The organism is Caldinitratiruptor microaerophilus (assembly GCF_025999835.1).
GTDB classification, from domain to species: Bacteria; Bacillota; Sulfobacillia; order Symbiobacteriales; family ZC4RG38; genus Caldinitratiruptor; species Caldinitratiruptor microaerophilus.
In genome coordinates, this window is sequence record NZ_AP025628.1 from 3,466,342 (window position 1) to 3,481,291 (window position 14,950).

Here is a 14,950-nt window from a genome sequence, read left to right on the forward strand (position 1 = left end):
GGCTGCCACGCGGCCAGGAAAGAGCGGCGTTCGTAATTCCTTCACATTCGTCGGTTACAATGCGACGTTACATGCAGCATGGGGGGCACCCACCCCCCGGAGGTGACGACCGATGCGCCCCATCCTCTTCACGATCGGCGACTTCCCCGTCCGCTCGTACGGGGTTTCCATCGCGGCGGCCGCCCTGATCGCCCTGTGGATCGCCGGTCGGATCGCCCGCTGGCGCGGCCGGCCGTGGGCTCACCAGATCGAGGATTTCTTCCTGTACGCCCTCGTCGCCGGCGTCGCCGGCGCGAGGCTGTGGGAGGTGGCCTTCAGCTGGGAGAACTACCGCGGCGATCCCGCCGAGATGCTGGCACTCTGGCACGGCGGCCTGTCGATCCAGGGCGCGGTCCTGGGCGGGGTCCTGGCGGCCGTGTGGTTCACGCGGACGCGGCGGATCGACCTGTGGGACTTCCTCGACACGGTGGCGCCGGCGGCGGTGCTGGCCCAGGGTCTCGGCCGGCTCACCGCCTGCGTCCTGAACGGTGACGCCTACGGGCGGCCGACCGGCACGTGGTTCGGCATCGTCTACCCGCCCGGGACCCCGGCCTACGCAGCGTTCGGCGCCCAGCCGCTCTGGCCGGCGGAGATCTTCGAGGGCCTCTGGGACCTGGCGATCTTCGCGGTGCTCGTGCGGCTGCTGGACCGCCCCCTGCCCCGGGGCACGGTGGTGCTCCTGTACGCGATCCTGTACTCTGCCGGCCGGTTCAGCCTCGAGTTCCTGCGGGGCGACAGCCTGATGATCGGCGGCTTCAAGGCGGCCCAGCTCGCCAGCCTCGCCACGATCGCGGTCGCCGGCACGATCCTGGCGGTCCGGACGCGGCAGGCCCGGCGGCTCACGACCGGGCAGTCGGCGTGAGACTGGCCGGACGGCGCGCCCGGATACTCGCTGCTCCGGCTTCCCTCCTCCCGGAGATGCGGTACACTTGAGCCGTGCCGGAGCGTTGGGGCTGCTGAGGGTCCCACCTCGGGCGCGAAAGGGGAGGGGACTCGTGGGCGAACCGGAGCTCCCGCAGGTATTCCTGCCGGAAGGCGGCCTGAGCGTCCGGGCCCCCGACGGCCGGTCGCTCGTCTTCCTGCGCGTGCCCCAGCTCGAGGTGGAGCTCAAGCAGGTCCTCGCCGGGCAGCCCGACGAGTTCACCTACCGGTGGGCCTACCACCCCGGCTACCGCCTGCACGTGCTCTTCGTGTACTGGCCGGTCCAGGGCGGCATCCAGATCGGCGTCGGCATCCCGGAAGGCCCGGGCGACGGCATCCTGGCGGCGATGGAAGGCGAGTCGGACATCTACCTTACCCTCGAACCCCTGCCGGAGCACCAGGAGACGTTCGAAGGGGAGGACCTGGGGAAAGTCGTCGCCGGGATGACCGTGCCGCTGGCAGGGGTGCGATTCAGCCGGAGGTTCGGCGGTTCCGCCGGCGGGGAAAGTTCCTGAACCCTGTGGCGAGGAGAGGACCCGGCACCTGTCCCGAAGACAGGTGCCGGGTTTTTCACCCTTCCACCGACGCGGGAACTGCTTCCCCCGCTGCGGGCCGTCACCGGAAGAACAGCGGCGCGGCCAAGAATGCTACGGACGTGAGCACCGCGTAGACCAGGAAGATCACCACCGCGAAGCCCATGATGTCCCGGAACCGGAGTTTGGCCACGCTGAGAAGCGGAATCGCCCAGAAGGGCTGGATGATGTCGGTCATCATGTCTCCCCACGCGTAGGACAGGACGGTCAGGGCGTTGGGGACGCCGAGCTGGGCGCCTGCCTTCATGATGTAAGGCGCCTCGATCGCCCACTTGGATCCACCCGACGGCACGATGTAGTTCAGCAGTCCGCTGTACCAGTAGACGATCGCCGGATACGTCTCCTTCGTCGCGAACGACACAAACCAGTTGCCGATTTGGTCGGACAGGCCCGAGTATTGAACGATGCCAAAGATTCCGGCATAGAAGGGGAACTGCAAGACGACCCCCCACACGTACCTCCCGGCTTCCTCCGCCGCCTTCAGGAGCGATGCAGGCCGTGAGTGCAGCAGGATCCCCAGCGTCAAGAAGATGAAGTTGACCACGTTGATGTTGATGGCTGCCAGGCCCTTGCCCCGGAAGTAGAGCAGCAGATAGGCGATGCCTGCCAGTCCGATGAGCCAGTTCACGAGCGGGCTGTACTCGAGGGCTGTGGCCGGGGTGTATTCGGTTCTCGCAGGCGGCGTGAACTCCTCCATCTCCGCCAAAACGGCCGGATCGACGGTGACCGTCTCGTCGCGGCCGGGATGGAGCGCGGGCGTGAGCAGCGCCATCGCCACGATGACGATGAGGACCAGGACGAGGTTGAACGGGTGGAAGATGGTCTGCGTCACGGGGATGATGCCGATGTCTTTCTCCAGGAAGTGCTTGGGCGTCGCGACGAGGAGGGGGGCGGACGCTGACAGACCGGCGTGCCACGTGGTCCCGAGGCCCAGGTACGCGGCGGCGACCAGGAGCCGATAGTCCACGTTTCGCACCCGCTTCGCAAGGAAGCGGACGAACACGGCCGAGCCGACGATCGAGAACCCCCAGTTGACGAGGCCGAGGGCCATCGACACGACGGCCATGAGCGCGACCGCCCCTCGGGGAGTGCGGGCGAGTGCCGCGAGCCGGTCCAGCAAACGCGAGACCGGCGGCGCCACGGCGACCACGTACCCGGTGAAGATGATGAGCGACATCTGCATCGAGAAGCTGAGGAGTTCCCAGAACCCCCGGCCCCAGAACTCCACCAGTTGCGGGAGCGTGGAGGGGGTGAACGTGAGCGCAAGGACCGAGGCCAGCACGGTCAGTAGAATCGCCAGCACGTACGCGTCCGGTACCCATCGTGTGGACCAGCGGGTTGCCGCCGTCGCCAGGGTCGCCACGAAGGGAATCCGCTCCGGCTGCGCGGCGGCCGTCCATCCGGCGTGACGCTCTTCCTGCATTCCAGCCAGCGCCTCCTTTTACTCGAGAGTGGCCTCCACCGGGCTCAGCGCGCCCGGCCGATCTCCTCCACGGCCTCCGGGTTTTCCAGCGCGGAGAGGTCCCCGGGACTCTGGCCCAGGTAGCGGGCACGGATGACCCGGCGCATGATCTTCGCGTTCCGGGTCTTGGGGAGCTGGGTCACGAACTTCACGTCTTCCGGACGCAGGGCCTTGCCCAGCTGGGCCGCGACCTGCTCCTTGAGCGCCTGGCGCAGCTCCTCGGAGGGCTCGTGCCCCGGCCGCAGGATGACGAAGGCCACCACCCCCTCGCCCTTGACGGGGTGCGGCACCCCGATCGCCGCCGCCTCGGCCACGGCCGGGTGGGCCACCAGGGCGGACTCGATCTCCGCCGGGCCGACCCGCTTCCCGGCGATCTTGATGGTGTCATCCGAGCGGCCATGGATGTACCAGAAGCCGTCCTCATCGATCGAGGCCCAGTCCCCGTGCACCCAGACGTCCGGCCAGCGGGACCAGTACGTCTGCAGGTACCGGCCGGGGTCCCGCCAGAAGCCCCGGGTCATGCCCGGCCACGGCTTGCGGATCACGAGTTCGCCCACCCGCCCCCGGACCGGGCGGCCTTCGTCGTCCACGACGTCCGCCGCCATGCCCGGGATCGGCCCGGTGAAGGAGGTGGGCTTGAGCGGCTGCAGCACCGTGGCGCCCACGATGCCGCCGGAGATCTCCGTCCCGCCGGAGTAGTTGATGATGGGGCACCGCCCGCCTCCTACGTGGCGGAAGTACCACATGTACGGATCCGGGTTCCAGGGCTCGCCCGTCGACCCCAGGACCCGCAGCGAGCTCAGGTCGTGGCGGCGGACCGGTGCCTCCCCGTGGGCCATCAGGGCGCGGATCACCGTGGGCGACAGCCCGAGGTGCGTCACCCCGTGCCGCTCCACCAGGGACCACAGCCGGTCGGGGCCGGGGTGGTCGGGCGCGCCGTCGTAGAGCAGCATCGTGCTGCCGAGCATGAGGGTGCCGAAGATGAGCCACGGCCCCATCATCCAGCCGATGTCCGTGAACCAGAAGAGGATGTCCGGCTCCTTCAGGTCGAAGGCGTGGGCGATGTCCTGAGTGGCCTTCAGCGGAAAGCCGGCGTGGACGTGCACGGCCCCCTTGGGCTTCCCGGTGGTGCCCGAGGTGTAGATGAGCATGAAGGGATCCTCGGCGTCCATCCAGGCGGTGGGGTACTCGCCGGGCTGACCGGCCACGAGCTCGTCCCAGGCGACGTCCCGCCCCTCGTGCCACGGGACGGAGATGCCCAGCCGGCGGACCACCAGGACGTGCTCGACGCTGGGGGACGCCGCCGCGGCCTCGTCCGCCGCCTCCTTCATGGCGACGGGCTGGCCGCGCCGGTAGAAGCCGTCGGCGGTGATGAGGAGGCGGGCCTCGCTGTCTTGGAGCCGGGTGGTGACGGCCTGGGGGGCGAAGCCCGAGAAGATCGGGGTGAAGATGGCCCCCACCTTCGCCACGGCGAGGATGGCGATCACCGTCTCGGGGATCATCGGCAGGAGGAGGCCGACGCGGTCGCCCCGGCCGATCCCGAGGCGGCGCAGGCCGTGCGCCAGGCGGTTCGACTCGACGTACAGGTCCCGGTAGGTCAGCTTGCGGACGGCCCCTTCTTCGCCCTCCCAGATCACCGCCACCTGGTTCCGCCGGCGCGTGCCGACGTGCTTGTCGACGCAGTCGTTGGCCAGGTTGAGCTGTCCGCCCACGAACCAGCGGGCCCACGGGATGCCCCGCGACGTATCCAGCACGCGCTCGTAGGGCCGGTACCAGGCGATGCCCAGATCCCGCACCACCGCGTCCCAGAACCACTCGATGTCATCGACGGAGCGGCGCAGGAGCTCGTCGTACGTGGCGATGCCGTGGCGGGCCATGAAGCGGTAGAGATTGGACGACAGGATCTGTTCGGGGGTGGGTCTCCACACGACGTCCCCGGGGGCAGCGCTGTCGAAGTCGGGCAACCGGCGGTCACGCTCCCTTCTGCAGTGGTCTGGCCGTCCAATTCCACAGGTTGCAATTTGCATGCCAAATGGCCCCGCAGAGCGGGGCCGTTGCCGGCCCCGTCTCGGGGCGCCACTGGAGCGGTCCTCACGTTCCGTTCCTCGCAGGCAGCACCGGCTGGGCGCGAAGACTCCTTCGCGCTCCCGTGCACAGGTGCTAACCGTCTTTCGCAGCGTCCGGCGGAAGGTCCGCTGGGAGGAGCCCGGCTTCACGCAGGGTTCGGAGCTTGATCTGAAGAGCTCGCCGCGACAGTCCCAGGTGCAGCGCCGCCCGGGTGCGATTGCCGCCGTGGAGTCGGAGAGCCTCCAGGATCCGCTCCCTTTCGAACTCCGTTCGCACCCTTTTCGAGAGCCGGGGCAGCGGAACGTTCTCACCCGCGGTGACTCCGCTCCCCTGGGGCCGGAATGTGTCGGGGAGATGGCGCAGCTCCACGCGGTCGCCGTCCCAGAGCACCGCGACCTGTTCCATGAGGTTGCGCAGCTCGCGCACGTTGCCGGGCCAGGGATAGCTCATGAGGGCCGCGAGGGCGGCAGGGTCGAGATCCCGGAACATCTTGCGGTAGCGGGAGGAGAACTCCCGCAGGAAGTGCCGCGCCAGCACGGGGATGTCCTCGGGGCGCTCGCGCAGTGACGGTACCCGGACCGGCACCACGGCCAGGCGGAAGTAGAGGTCCTCCCGGAACGCGCCCCGGCGCACCTCCCGGAGCAGGTCGCGGTGCGTGGCGGCCAGGATGCGGACGTCGACCGGCCGGCAGCGGCTGCTTCCCAGCGGGCACACCACCTTCTCCTCGATCACCCGCAGCAGCTTGGCCTGCAGGGGCAGCGGCATGTCCCCGATCTCGTCCAGGAGGAGGGTCCCGCGGTGGGCCTGTTCGAACAGGCCCGTGCGGTTCGCCGTGGCCCCGGTGAACGCGCCCTTCTCGTGCCCGAAGAGCTCGCTCTCCAGGAGCTGTTCCGGCAGCGCGGCGCAGTTGACCGCCACGAAGGGTCCCCCGGCCCGACGGCTCAGGGCGTGGATGGCCCGCGCGACCACTTCCTTTCCGGCCCCGCTCTCCCCCTGGATGAGGACGTGCGCGTCCGTCGGGGCGATCCGGGCGACGGTCTCCCGCAGCGCGACGGTCGCGGGGCTGTTCCCGAGGATGTCGGCCCGCCCGGCTCCCGCGGCCGCCACCGGGTAGGCGTGGGCCCCGCCGGCACGCGCGCCGGCGAGCGCCTCTTGGATCGCGCTCTGCAGTTCCTGCAGGGTGAACGGCTTCGAGAGGTAGGTGCAGGCGCCGAGCTTCATGGCTTCCACGGCGGTCTGGACCGAGGCGTACGCGGTCATGACGATGACCGGGAGATGAGGGTGGGCGTTCCGGAGTTCGGTCAGCAAGACAAGGCCGTCGGCGTCGGGGAGCCGGAGGTCGAGGAGCACGAGGTCCGGCAGCGCCCGCCGGAGCTCCCGTCGCGCTTCGGAGGCGCTACGGGCCCCCCGAATGCGGTAGCGTTGCCCGATAGACTGCTCGAACAGCCAGAGCATGTTCGGCTCGTCGTCGACCACGAGAAGCAGCGGTCGCATGGCTCACGCCACCCCCCTGCTGCCGGGACCCGGCCGCGCCGCCAGAGGAAGGCGGATCGTGAAGACCGCCCCGCTGCCCGGGCTCGACTCGACGTCCACGTACCCGCCGTGCTGGTCCACGATCCGCTGGACCAGCGGAAGGCCGAGGCCGGTGCCTCCGGGCTTCGTCGTGAAGAAGACGTCCCAGATCTTCGGGAGCACGTCTGCAGGGATGCCGGGGCCGTTGTCGGCCACCTGGACGCGGGCCGTGGCGTCGGGCTCCGACCGCAGGGTGACGCGCAGCTTGCCGCCGGCCCCTGTGCCGGCCAGCGCCTGGATGCTGTTGAGCAGCAGGTTCACAACTGCCTGTTGCAGGTGGTCGGCGTCGCCCGTCACAAGCACGCCCTGCTCGAGGTCGCTCTCGACCCGCACGCCGTGGCGCTCCCCGTACCACCGGACCAGGTCGGTGGCCCGGCGGACGACCTCGGTGAGGTCCAAGGCCTCGGCGCGGGGGGACGAGTAGTGAGCGAAGCTGACCAGCCCGTCGATGATACGGCTGACCCGGCGCAATTCCTCGGTGGCCACCCTCACCACCTGCCGGATGAAACCGGGCTCCTCGGCCCGTTCCGGTAGGAGCTCGAGGGAACCGAGCACCACGGTGAGCGGGTTCCGCACCTCGTGGGCGATCACCGCCGCCAGTTCCCCCGCCGCGGCCAGCCGGTTGGCGCGCTGGAGGTACTCGTCGAGTTCCCTGGCCCGGCGGAATTCCTCCAGGTAAAAGGCGTACCCGGCCTTGCCGGCGCCAGCGGCGCCGGCAGGCGCGCCGATCCCCACCACGGCCAGGTCGACCTCCGGCAGTCCCTGGCTTCCTGTCGCCACCAGCGGGCCGAAACGCCGGAGCTCCCCCGGCTGGGGCAACTCATCGGGGTCGGCCCGCCAGCCCGGCAGGAGTTGCTGGAGGACGCGGAACCAGGATGTACCCCGTCCGGGAGCCTGCGCCATGCCCAGCATCCGCATGGCCGTGCGGTTCAGATACAGGAGGGCGCCCGCGTGGTCCGTGATGGCGATGCCGATGTCGAGGCTCCCGAGGAAGAGATCGAGATACTCCCGCATTCGTCGGAGCGGCTCGGACGCCGCCGGCTCGGAACTTTCGTGCGCGGCGAACCAGGCCGACGTCGCGGTGATCAAGAGCCCGAGCAGGCCGAGGAGGGGGCCAAACGCCTTCCAGTCGAACCGCCCTGAGGCGCGGGCGGAGATCTGCGCGTAGATGTCCGCCACCGTCTCGTTGGCAAAGGTGTACCCGACGGCGCGGCCGTTTCGCAGGATGGGGTGCATGTAGTTGAGGATGTCGCCGCGCACCATGGTGCCTGCGGCCACGATGGGGCGGCCCCGCTCCATCACCTGGCGGCCCAGGTGCCACGGCGGGATCGTCACCCCGACGAGGCGGCCGAACTCACCGTGGGGCGCATAGGCGACGATGGCGTCGAGATCCCGCGCGTAGTAGCCCAGGGCCACGCCGGGGAACGCCTGAGCGATCTCGTCGGTCATGGGGGCGAGGGCGGCGTTGAGGGCTCGTATCCTCTCCTCCCGGCTGCGGCCGGAGGCCCGCTGCAGAGCCAGGAGCGCATCGAAGTCGGACTCGAGCCGCTGCTCGAGGAGGCGTGCCAGCCCGCCGAGTTTCGCCGCTTTTTCTTCCAGGAGAGCGGACTCCGCCCTCTGGAGCAGGGATGTGAGGCGGTACATCCGGTTCCCCCTACCGGAACGCCGGTGCCGTATATGGCTGCGATGAGACAACGACCACGCATGTGGGAATTTCGTCGGTTGAGAGACCGGCTCCTCTCGGGGCAGGCTCTCGGGTGCAGTGCCCGGCGACGGCGCGTCTCGGCCGGATAACATTTCGGGAGGAGATGGTGGGGACAACAAAGAATGAGACCTCACCTGGTAGGTTGCGGTAGCAACCATCCCGACAAGGCCTGGTAATGGGTGAGGTCTCGATGTGGCTAGTTCGTGAGATCATGGACCTAATCCTGCTGCTGGTGCATGGGATCTCGGAGTTGCTGCGGACCCGCCACGACTTCATGGAACTGGAGAAGGGGATCTTCCGGCTGGTGCAGGAGGTGGCGCGACGGGCGCTGGTGCTGGCGTTGCACCGGCTGGACGACGAGCTGATGCGCCGGCGGGACGCGGCGCGATATGAGTTGGTGCACAGCAAGCCGCGGACGATCGTGACGCCGTTTGGGAAGGTGCAGGTGCGGCGGCGGTACTACCGGGACCGTCAGAGCGGGGAAGGCCATTTCCTGCTGGACGAGGCGCTGGGGTGGACAGCCCGCCAGCGGCTGTCGCCGTGGGCCACAGAACTGGCGGTGGCGATGGCCGCGGAGATGCCGTACCACCGGGCGGCGGCGGTGCTGGCGAAGCTCACGCTGGGGGGCATGGATGTCCGAGCGATGAGCGTCTGGCGTGAGGTCCAGGAGGTGGGCGCTGTACGGGTGGAGCAAGCCGAAGCGCAGCGCCGTGCAGTGTTCGACCGTGGCGAGGTGCCGGCGGGGCAGCGGCGGACCGAGCGGTTGCGGATTGAGGTGGACGAGGTGGTGGTCCAAGGCCGTGGTCCCCGGGGAGCCCACAGGCACCTGGGGCTGAAGCTGGCGGTCGGCTATGAGGGCAAAGAGCAAGTCGGGCAAAACCGGTGGCAACTGGTAGAGCGCCGGGTGACCGCAGGCTTGGCCAGTGCGGAGGTCTTCTCGGAGCAGACGTATGCGGATTTCGGCAGCAAGTGGGATCTGAGTGCGGTACAGGACGTGGTGGTGGGCGGCGACGGTGCCCCGTGGGTGAAGCAGTGGGCGGGGACGTTTGCCGGAGCGAGGTACCAGCTGGACCCGTTCCACCTCCGCCGGGCGCTGCTGGAGGGTCTGTCGCATGACGAGGAGGCCTACCGGAAGGCGGTGGAGGCCCTGAAGGTCAAGGACTGGAGCCAGGTGGAGCAGGTGCTGGCGACGGCCGAGCGGGCCAGTCGTGGGGCGCAGCGCAAGCGTGTGGCAGGGCTGCGGAAGTACCTGCAGGAGAACTGGGACGGCATCTGCCGTTCCGGGGCCGCAGACAGTTTGGGCACCATTGAGGGGCAGGTGTTCCACCATGTCGCCCGACGGATGAAGCGCCATGGAGCGCAGTGGAGTGACAGGGGAGCGGACCATCTGGTGCGGCTGCTGGCGGCCCGGGCGAACGGGGAATTGGCGGTGATGGGGCGGCAGGCCTGGCCGATGCAGTCGGAGGTGTTGCGCCAGGCAACCGGCTCGACGGCGATTCGGGTGCAGCCCGGGGAACTGAATGATCCGGAGGCATGGCTGCGGGTGAACCTGCCGGCGCTCAGCGGACCAGCTGCCGGCTCGCCGTGGGTCAAGTACGTGCTACGTGAGCTTGTGAGGGCGCTGCCGCGGAGTGCATAACGAACCAAAAAATTCGGGCCTTGTCGGGTCACCTACCGAAGCTTGACACGGCCGCGCGTCTCGGGGCCGTTGCGATCTGCCTCCCGGCGTGCTATAATCCATCTTGCTCGTCGGGGCCGGCGCCCCGGACGGTGTGGTGAGCGGGCGTGTAGCTCAGCGGGAGAGCGCTTGACTCACATTCAAGAGGTCCCAGGTTCGATCCCTGGCACGCCCACCAGTCTGGAAGCGGGTTTCCGGGATCTGAAGATGTAAGGAACTGGGGTCTGTCAGTAACCGGTCAGTAACGGCTCCTCCGGTCGGGAACCCGCCGCAAAAGGTTTGGCCCCGGGTCGTTTCCCGGGGCCGGTTCGGTCAATTTCAAGCCCGGTTCTTCTTTTGAGCCGCCGTGAAGAGTGCGCCAAGCCTCTCCACGGCGTCTTTCTTTTGCCGGCGGAACACGTGCCGGTAGATGTCGGCCGTCACCTGGACCTGGGAATGCCCGGCAAGTTCGCTGACCGTCTTCAGATCGACCCCGGCGTCGATCATGTTCGTGACGAAGGTGTGCCGCAGGTCGTGGAACCGGATCTTCGGCAGTCCAGCTTTCGCCAGGATCTCCGGGAGGTGGCGGTTCCGGACGTTCGACGGGTTGAGAGGCGTGCCAATCTCTGTCGTGAACACCAATTCGGGTTCGCGCAGCCCGATCTTGAGGAGTTCCCGGGCCTGCTCGATTCGCCACTGCTTCAGGGCGGCGACGGCAGGCTCCGCCAGGTCGATGGTCCGCCGGGAGGTCCGGGTCTTTGGGGTGGAGAACACGGGCTTTCCGCCGATCCACTGGAGATTCTGAGCCACGGTGACGGTACCCGCTTCGAGGTCGATATCCCGCCAGCGAAGGCCAAAGAGTTCACCCTGGCGGAGGCCGGTATATACCGCAAGAGTGAACAGGGCGTGCAGTCGGTCGTCCCGGGCCGCTTCGAGGAATTGCGCCACTTGCTCCGGTGTGAGGGCGGCAGCTTCCTTCCGCTCCACCCGGGGCTTCTTCACCGCGTCGATGGGGTTGCGGGCCAGGAGCCCCCATTCTACGGCCTGTCGCAACGCCTTATGGAGGACGGCGTGAACGAGGGCCACCGTGCGGGGGCTCTTGCCAGCGCCCAGGAGGGTATGATAGAGGCCCTGCACCTGTGGCGGCGTGATTTTTTGGAGCGGAACGGCGCCGATGTGCGGGGCGATGTAAGCCCGCACAATATCCTGGTAGTTCTGGAGCGTGGTGGCCTTCACCTCGTGGGCGACCGTGGTTTCGAGCCATCGGGCCAGGAACTGCCCCAGTGTCTCCCGGGACGGCTCAACTAGGGTGCCTTCCCGGATCTTCTGCAAGGTTTCCAACTTCCAGTCCACGACCTTCGTCTTCAGCGGATCGGAGAACCGCGCCACCTTCCGCCGTGTCTTTGGCACCCCGTTCTCGTCCAGGACGGGCTTTCCGTCGGGGCCTATGACTTGTTCCCAGCCGATGGTCAGTTCGCAGTACCAGCGTTTCCGCTTCTCGTGATACCAGACGGAGCCTTCACCGTTGCCGGCCTTATCCTTCCTGGGGGCCGGTTTCCTGGGCATGTTGTTCCCTCCTCTTGCGGTCCTCTGCGCGCTTCCGGCGTTGCCTCAGAACGGCGGCATGCCGGGGGCTACACGTTTTTTGGGCCGGGTGCACGGCGATATAGGGCGCACCGCACGTCGGCAACTCGCAAAGCCTGACTTGTTGCTCTTCTGTTGTCATGTTGATCAGGAGCATGACTTGGGCGGCCTGAATCAGGGACTTAAACTCCCAGTTGAGTTGCAATTTGCCGTTGAAAACCAACCCAACCTGAATCGGCCCGGCAGTGATTCCCCGCAACTCCCACTTCCATGGCACCCCACTCGGTGCCTCATCTTCCGGTGTAAAACCCCCGCGGCGGAACGTTTCCCAAAGCCGAACGTCATGCCATAACCAATTCGTCGCGTATCGGATATCCTGGATCGACTCGCTGTACCCGTGAAGAAAAGAGTCGGAGAACCAGTTTGTTCCTACAGGCGGTGGTTCGCCGTCAGGAAAAAACCGCTTCGCGTACTTCACATATGGCACCGCAAGACCAAAAGGGTAGATAGAGCCGGGCTGCAGGTAGAGGACGAGTTCCTCGCCGCCCGACTCGGAGTGTTCGCGAGGAATGTAGTGGTCATAGCTAATATAATGGTGAAAAATTCCAAGAAGGCCATACCTGTCTGCGAAGCGGAGAACTGCCTTCGCCTTTGCTGTATCCTGCCGCTGCATGAGGCGCCGGACGGCTTCGTCGTCGTTCGCTGCAGCGCTGATGGCCGCCAGCTCTTCCTGCGTCCGTTGTACCTCCCCCACCATGGCGAGAAAGTCACGCAAGAAATCACGCGGATGTTCAAGCGGCCTATACCAAGTGATCGTGGCTTCTGCGGCAGGCCGTACGTATGGCCAGCCATTAACACTTACGATTTCATACCGGGTGTGTTTGGGCCAGAGGCCCTCTCCGGCAAAAAGCCCAGGGCGTGGCCGCTCTTGCAGTTCATCCCCCAGCATGAAATTTTCCTCCCGCGTCACTGGTTGTCATGCTTCCTGCGTGACTACCTGTACTGTATCATGCTGCCCAGGAAGCACGCAAGACGAAACCGTGCTACAAGGGGGCCGGACGTGTTGAACCGCACCGAAGAAGCCCTGTTGCTGAATGCGCCGGCCGTCGCACGCAAGCTGGGGATTGGCCGTGACACTGCCTACGGGCTCATTCGGGCCAAGGTTCTCCCCTCCGTGCGGGTCGGGCACAAGGTGCTTGTCCCGGCGCGCGCCGTCGATGAGCTGATCGCGCGGATCATGCGGGGCGAGATCACGCAGTTGGGGGCGTGACGGGTGCAGAAGCTCAGGACCATCCAGGCGTTCGCGCGGGAGGTGTGGCGGGGGTGACCGACGACCTCTTTCCGGCCATCCTCTCCGCTCTTCGCGGCGTCAAGGGTCCGGACGCCTCCGGCAACTACAGCGCCCGTTGCCCCTTCCACGACGACAAGCACGCCAGCCTGAGCCTCCACCCCGAACGGGGGTTCCGCTGCCATGCGGAGTCGTGCGGCCGGAGGGGTACTGTCCGCGCACTGGCCGAGCACCTGGGCCTGGAGACGCCACGGCGGCGAGACGGCCGGGAGGTCGTGGCGACTTACCCCTACCGGGACGAGAAGGGTCGGCTCCTCTATGAGGTGGTCCGGTTCCGGCCGAAGGACTTCCGTCAGCGGCGCCCGGACGGTAAGGGCGGCTACGTCTGGAACCTCGAAGGCGTGCGCCGGGTCCTCTACCGGCTGCCCGAACTGCTGGCGGCGGACCCATCGAAGCCCGTTTTCGTCCCCGAGGGCGAGAAGGATGTTGAGGCCCTCCGCTCCCGGGGCCTTGTGGCGACGTGCAACGTCATGGGCGCCGGGAAATGGCAACCGGAGTACGCCGAGCACCTGAAGGGCCGGCATGTCGTGGTCCTGCCGGATAACGACCAGCCCGGTCGGGACCATGCGGCCCGGGTGGTAGCCTCGCTTCGGGGCGTTGCGGCCTCCGTGCGGCTGATCGAGCTCCCGGGCCTTCCGGAGAAGGGAGACGTCTCGGACTGGTTCGCCCAGGGCCACAGCGCAGACGAACTGCTGGAACTGGTGCGGCAGACGGCGCCCGTCTACGAGGACAAGCCCAGGTTCGTCCTGCGGTCGGCGGAGGAGATCGAGGCCCTTCCGCGGCCGCGGTGGCTCATCGAGAACCACATCGTGGCCGGAAGCCATGCCGTACTGTACGGCCCGAGCGGGAGCGGGAAGAGTTTCATCGCCCTGGACTGGGCCTTGTCCGTGGCGACGGGGAAGGGCTGGATGGGGTACGAGACCATGCCCGGGCCTGTCGTGTACGTGGCCGCCGAGGGCAGCGCCGGCCTGGGCGACCGTCTGCGGGCGTGGAAGGCTGTATACGGCCGGGAGACCGCAGGCCGGGTGCACTTCCTCACCGAGCCCGTCAACCTCATGTCCACGGACGACGTGAAGGAGTTCATCCGCACGCTCCGGCTCCTGCCGTCCCCGCCCGTCCTGGTGGTGGTGGACACCTTGGCCCGCTGCATGGTGGGGGGAGACGAGAACTCCGCCCGGGACGTGGGTCTGGCGAACGCCGGGGTGGACCGCATCCGGCACGAGACCGGCGCCGCCGTCCTCATCGTCCACCACAGCGGCAAGCAGGGGACGCAGGAGCGGGGGTCGAGCGCGCTTCGTGCGGCGGCAGACACCATGATCGAGCTTACGGACGACGAGGGCGCCATCACCCTGTCCTGCACGAAGCAGAAAGACGCCGAGCCGTTCCCGGCCCTGCCGCTGCGCCTACAGGCGGTGGAACTGGACGAGGAGCGGCGCTCGTGCGTGGTCCGGTTCGACACCGAGGACGACCGGCGCCGGGACCTGGAGCGGGCGGCATTCACTGCGAGCCAGAAGAAGATTCTGGATGCCATCCGTGTCCTGGACATCGGCGAGGGGGCCTCGCTGAAGGACATCATGCGGGTTGTGGCCCTGCCCGACCGGACGTTCTACGACGCCAGAAGGGCCCTTCTGGATGCCGGCTACATCGTCAAGGACGGCAAGCGGTACCGGCTAACCAACAAAGGTTCGGAAGCCGTAAGGTTTACTGCGGATACTGCGGTTGCAGTGCGGTCGCAGTTCCGCACTGCGGTTACTGCGGAGTGCGGGGCCCCTTATAGGGGCCCGCACCGCCGCAGTGCGGAACCGGCACTGCAAGCGGCTTTGAGAAATGGTACTGCGGAACCCGGAATTGCAGTTAACCTTCCGCCAAGCGAAAGGTCGGAATTAGCTCCAGACGATGACGACGAACTACCCTGGCCCCCGGAGGACGAGGAGGAGGGCTGACTATGAGCGCACCGGCGCTGACGGAATGCCTGCGCCGGCAAATGCCCGACCTATGCCCA

General features: G+C 67.6%; 11 protein-coding genes and 1 tRNA gene. 6 read left to right on the top strand and 6 right to left on the bottom strand.

What is annotated here, in order from left to right; translation table 11 throughout:
* Window positions 1-112 precede the first annotated feature (112 nt).
* Both lgt and caldi_RS16840 read left to right on the top strand, forming a co-directional pair.
* The gene (gene lgt / locus caldi_RS16835; protein ID WP_264842902.1) at window positions 113-901 is read left to right on the top strand and encodes a prolipoprotein diacylglyceryl transferase; all 789 of its coding nucleotides are present in this window, start codon (window positions 113-115) and stop codon (window positions 899-901) included.
* A 133-nt stretch (window positions 902-1,034) separates the two neighbouring features.
* Window positions 1,035-1,475, top strand: coding sequence for a hypothetical protein (locus caldi_RS16840; RefSeq protein ID WP_264842903.1), 441 nt, complete (start codon window positions 1,035-1,037; stop codon window positions 1,473-1,475).
* Between the two features lie 100 nt (window positions 1,476-1,575).
* Here caldi_RS16840 and caldi_RS16845 read toward each other — a convergent pair whose 3' ends face one another.
* The 4 genes from caldi_RS16845 to caldi_RS16860 all read right to left on the bottom strand — a co-directional run bounded on the left by caldi_RS16845 (window position 1,576) and on the right by caldi_RS16860 (window position 8,298).
* Complete coding sequence (locus caldi_RS16845) at window positions 1,576-2,976, bottom strand: short-chain fatty acid transporter (protein ID WP_264842904.1); 1,401 nt, start codon at window positions 2,974-2,976, stop codon at window positions 1,576-1,578.
* A gap of 44 nt (window positions 2,977-3,020) precedes the next feature.
* Entirely contained in the window at window positions 3,021-4,979 is a 1,959-nt protein-coding gene (locus caldi_RS16850) for an acetate--CoA ligase (RefSeq protein WP_264842905.1), read from the bottom strand.
* Window positions 4,980-5,175: 196 nt separating this feature from the next.
* A complete protein-coding gene (locus caldi_RS16855) occupies window positions 5,176-6,576 on the bottom strand; it encodes a sigma-54-dependent transcriptional regulator (protein WP_264842906.1) in 1,401 nt (466 codons plus the stop codon).
* A 3-nt stretch (window positions 6,577-6,579) separates the two neighbouring features.
* A complete protein-coding gene (locus caldi_RS16860) occupies window positions 6,580-8,298 on the bottom strand; it encodes an ATP-binding protein (RefSeq protein WP_264842907.1) in 1,719 nt (572 codons plus the stop codon).
* Window positions 8,299-8,534: 236 nt separating this feature from the next.
* Here caldi_RS16860 and caldi_RS16865 point away from each other — a divergent pair, with 236 nt between their 5' ends.
* Window positions 8,535-9,998, top strand: coding sequence for an ISLre2 family transposase (locus caldi_RS16865; protein ID WP_264841566.1), 1,464 nt, complete (start codon window positions 8,535-8,537; stop codon window positions 9,996-9,998).
* 142 nt (window positions 9,999-10,140) lie between these two features.
* Window positions 10,141-10,215, top strand: a tRNA-Val gene (locus caldi_RS16870).
* 140 nt (window positions 10,216-10,355) lie between these two features.
* Here the strand turns inward: caldi_RS16870 and caldi_RS16875 are convergent.
* Entirely contained in the window at window positions 10,356-11,582 is a 1,227-nt protein-coding gene (locus tag caldi_RS16875; protein WP_264842908.1) for a site-specific integrase, read from the bottom strand.
* A complete protein-coding gene (locus caldi_RS16880) occupies window positions 11,551-12,549 on the bottom strand; it encodes a hypothetical protein (protein ID WP_264842909.1) in 999 nt (332 codons plus the stop codon). Before caldi_RS16880 ends, caldi_RS16875 begins: the two co-directional genes overlap by 32 nt.
* Before the next feature lie 114 nt (window positions 12,550-12,663).
* On the opposite strand from caldi_RS16880, the gene caldi_RS16885 reads away from it, so the two are divergent.
* Window positions 12,664-12,870 carry a helix-turn-helix domain-containing protein gene (locus tag caldi_RS16885; protein ID WP_264842910.1) on the top strand — a complete coding sequence of 69 codons (207 nt, stop codon included), beginning with the start codon at window positions 12,664-12,666 and terminating at the stop codon, window positions 12,868-12,870.
* A gap of 53 nt (window positions 12,871-12,923) precedes the next feature.
* The gene (locus caldi_RS16890) at window positions 12,924-14,891 is read left to right on the top strand and encodes an AAA family ATPase (RefSeq protein WP_264842911.1); all 1,968 of its coding nucleotides are present in this window, start codon (window positions 12,924-12,926) and stop codon (window positions 14,889-14,891) included.
* The last annotated feature ends 59 nt before the right edge of the window (window positions 14,892-14,950 follow it).

What these genes read in the sequence shown, in the direction of transcription:
- lgt (WP_264842902.1), top strand. Translation starts at nt 113, where the DNA reads ATGCGCCCCATCCTCTTCACGATCGGCGACTTCCCCGTCCGCTCGTAC.
- caldi_RS16845 (WP_264842904.1), bottom strand. Translation starts at nt 2,976, where the DNA reads ATGCAGGAAGAGCGTCACGCCGGATGGACGGCCGCCGCGCAGCCGGAG.
- caldi_RS16855 (WP_264842906.1), bottom strand. Translation starts at nt 6,576, where the DNA reads ATGCGACCGCTGCTTCTCGTGGTCGACGACGAGCCGAACATGCTCTGG.
- caldi_RS16860 (WP_264842907.1), bottom strand. Translation starts at nt 8,298, where the DNA reads ATGTACCGCCTCACATCCCTGCTCCAGAGGGCGGAGTCCGCTCTCCTG.
- caldi_RS16865 (WP_264841566.1), top strand. Translation starts at nt 8,535, where the DNA reads ATGGGTGAGGTCTCGATGTGGCTAGTTCGTGAGATCATGGACCTAATC.
- caldi_RS16875 (WP_264842908.1), bottom strand. Translation starts at nt 11,582, where the DNA reads ATGCCCAGGAAACCGGCCCCCAGGAAGGATAAGGCCGGCAACGGTGAA.
- caldi_RS16880 (WP_264842909.1), bottom strand. Translation starts at nt 12,549, where the DNA reads ATGCTGGGGGATGAACTGCAAGAGCGGCCACGCCCTGGGCTTTTTGCC.